Raw genomic sequence first — 3,453 nt, 5'->3', positions numbered from 1 at the left:
CTTAGTTTTCAATGATCTCAAACAATCTCAAAAGCTTCAACTCGAAGTCTCTCCAGGCCTTTTAAACAAGGTCTCTTTGTTTGTGGATGGGAATTATAGGGGGTTGTTGCTTAGAAGTTTCTTAATCGGTTGGGAAGTTTTTAAAACTTCCTTTTTCTGTAAATATTGACAGCCTAAGCTCTCTATATTTCTTATGAATCTAATATGTGTGCATAGCCTGTCTCTGGTTCTATTGCTATTGTAACATTGCCTTCCGGACTTGTAAGAACAATATCACATCTTGTTTGAATCAACTTATTTACTTCATATGATTTAGTAAATCCATTTATTGTACCTTGAATAGGTCTACCTAAATGATCGAATGTTAATCTTACTTGACCGGCACAACCTCCTTTCATCAAATCAGATGTTTCTGTGTCAATATCGTAACTTATCCCTAAGTTTAATTTTATATTAGCTTTTTCATTTGTCATATCGAATGCAGAGCTACCTCCACTTAAAATTTTAGACATATCAGCTGGATCTATAGCAATCTCTCCCTGACTTGCACTACCTCCATAATTTGGAGAATCAGAGTATATACTATATGCTAATTCTCCACCTGTTCTATTATTTTTTCCAAAAATAATTTGCCATCTGCTTTTATACCAGTTAGTATCATTTGAATCAAACTTATCATCAACCATAGCTAGATGCTGAGTATATCTTATATGTGACACAAGTTGTATCGCTGCTTCTCGTAATTTTGTTGATTGCATCTGAGGTATCATCACGGCAGCTAATATACCGATTACAACTAATACGAACACCAGTTCCAACATAGTAAAAGCTTTTTTCATAAGACACCTCTAAAGTTTATAATAGTTATAGAGTATAGCAAAATATTTTAAAATTTAAAAATCATTGGAAGGATAAAGGGAAGTATCCAAGGAGTAAAGACTCCTTGGAATAAAGTTATATTATAGTTCTTCTGCTTTTTGTACATCGTATAGAATATCATCCATTGGATGTCTATACATTGGCATAGCAAGTCTTTTCTCATCAAGAATATGACCAATGAAGCCTATAGATCTACCAAGAATAAAGAATGCGTTTAATGCACCAGCGTCAATAAATACATCGATTTCTTCATCTTCATAGCCTAATGATCTCCACATATCAACCATTAAGATACCAATTGTACCATCAACATTAAGAATTAAATTCTCTTTTTTAGATGTTGTTAATTGCTCAACAGTTAATGCATAATCAAGTAATGGAGTACTAGGGAAATACTCTTTTGCAAATTTCTTAAGACCTTCTACACGTAAGTCTGGATTTTTAAGTGACTTAATTCTGTGTCCGATTCCTGGAATTGGAACACCTTCTTTTTTCATATATCCTAAGAACTCTTTTGGAGAAAGTTTGTTATCATCAGCATATTTGAAATACTTAGCTGCACCGTCAATTGCACCACCAAATCTTGGACCAATTGTAAGAAGACCAGCGATAAGTGAACTAATTACATCTTTACCAGCTCTAGCTGTTACTTTCGCATTGTGTGCACCTGATACAGCTGGACCATGGTCTGCAACAGTCTTTAGTACAGTTTCTAAGAAATCAACAGCCCATCTTGGGTATCTTTTCTTGAACCATAAAATACTCATAACATCACCAACAGTAAAGCCAGTGTCTGGAGTTGCTACAGAACTAATTGGGAATCCACAGTAGTGAGCTTCTTCACCTCTATCATCAGAAATAGTACAGATAAACTCTTTACTTCTTCTAACTTTAGGAACAAGGTTAAGAGCTGGTTCTTTAATATCTTTAATAGTACCCTGAGCATGTAAATCATGATAAACAGCAGAAATAATCTCTGGTAAATCATTGAATGAACCTGGAACATGTATACCAGCTTCTCTCATTGCATTATTTTTAGATTCAGCTGTTTCTCTGTCATCGTTAGCAGATGCACCAGCATGACCAAATTGAACACCAGAATCATAATGCTTAGCAATTGTACCAATACACCACGCAATAATTGGCTTAGTAAGTTTACCTTCTTTTATAGCTTCAATTACTTTATACTCTTCAGTACCACCAACTTCACCTAGAAGTAACATATATTTAACTTCTGGATTAGCTTCCATTCTTAATAGGTTGTCAATGAAAACGGAACCAACAAATCTATCCCCACCGATTGCAACACCTTCTGCAATACCATCAGCATTAATTGCAATGATATTTGAAAGTTCGTTGAACAGACCACCTGAACGTGTAACAAGACCACATGAACCTGCGCGGTGAAGTTTAGATTGAACTATATTTTCTATTGTACCACCAACATTTGCAATTTTAAATGCACCAGGAGCGATACCACCAACAGTTGCGGGCCCGATTACTGTAACGTTTTTGCTTCTTGCAAATTCATTCATACCACGAGCAAGTCTTTCAGGTATGCCTTCTGCTGTAATCATTATAGAGCTAAAACCACCAAGGTTTAGAGCTTCCATAGTTACATCATAAGCCGTTCTAAAAGATGCAAAGTTTAAAAGTACATCAGCTTGAGGCTGAGCAGCTTTTGCTTCTGCAGTAGTCTTGTAAAGTGGGATCATCACTTCATCTGGACCATAGAAAAATTTATCAAACTTATTTCCACTTGTAGGTGCAACGATTGCAGCTACTGATGGCGTGTTTCTTTTAATTGTGTAATCATAATCTAACATTCTCTGGATTGCAGTTTTGTTGTTGTTCCAAAAAATTGCTTGTGTATCTCTAGTAAATAATTGTGCCATATTTTCTCCCTACTTCGCTAATGCCATACGCACGATGTCTGTAACATGCGTTTCTGGTCCATAAACTTCAATATAAAGACCAAGTCTATCTGCAGCCTCTTTAATATCTTTAAGACCTTTCTCGTAGTTTGGTCCACCACGACGAACATAGATCTTAATACCAACTTCTTTCATTTTCTCTGCATAATTTTCGAATGCTTGAATAATACCTGTAAAAGTCTTAGCTACATCTGTAAAGTTAGCAATTGCACCACCGATAATTAAAATCTTTTCACGGTCTTTAGAATCTTTTTCTCTAGTCATAAGATCTAATAGTGTTTCAGCATAAAATTTAGTTTCACCAGTAGTTGGTCCACCTGAGTACTCACCATAGTTAGCTAAATCATCAATTCCGGCCAAGTCGGCAATAGTATCAGCGTAAACAACTGATGCACCACCACCTGCAACCATAGTCCAGATTCTAGCTTCAGGTTTAAGTAGAGTAAGTTTTAATGAAGCACCTGTTTTAGCATCTGCTTCTTCAATAGCAGCAACTTCCGGAGATTTTGCTTCCATACCGAACGCAGTAGGATATTCAACATCACCCCATTCTTCTACCATCATAAAACCTGCAGTATCATCAAGTTTAGCAACCATATCAAGAAGCTCTATCTTTTTACCTTGCATTACAAATGGATTG

The 3,453-nt window shown here is 35.9% G+C and carries 3 protein-coding genes; all 3 read right to left on the bottom strand.

The window, feature by feature from the left end; genetic code table 11:
- Positions 1 to 191: 191 nt before the first annotated feature.
- A complete protein-coding gene (locus ABZC13_RS14155) occupies positions 192 to 839 on the bottom strand; it encodes a Tfp pilus assembly protein FimT/FimU (protein ID WP_373005329.1) in 648 nt (215 codons plus the stop codon).
- Positions 840 to 959: 120 nt separating this feature from the next.
- Complete coding sequence (locus ABZC13_RS14150; protein WP_373005326.1) at positions 960 to 2,774, bottom strand: citrate/2-methylcitrate synthase; 1,815 nt, start codon at positions 2,772 to 2,774, stop codon at positions 960 to 962.
- Between the two features lie 9 nt (positions 2,775 to 2,783).
- A partial coding sequence (locus tag ABZC13_RS14145; RefSeq protein ID WP_373005323.1) for an ATP citrate lyase citrate-binding domain-containing protein occupies positions 2,784 to 3,453 on the bottom strand: 670 nt, incomplete at its 5' end.

It is taken from the genome of Sulfurimonas sp. (assembly GCF_041563035.1).
Lineage (GTDB): Bacteria > Campylobacterota > Campylobacteria > Campylobacterales > Sulfurimonadaceae > Sulfurimonas.
Note: the sequence above shows the minus strand (reverse complement) of the source record. Positions and strands in the feature narration are given on the sequence as shown.

Coding starts and splice junctions, on each gene's coding strand:
- ABZC13_RS14150 (WP_373005326.1), bottom strand. CDS start 2,774: ATGGCACAATTATTTACTAGAGATACACAAGCAATTTTTTGGAACAAC.
- ABZC13_RS14155 (WP_373005329.1), bottom strand. CDS start 839: ATGAAAAAAGCTTTTACTATGTTGGAACTGGTGTTCGTATTAGTTGTA.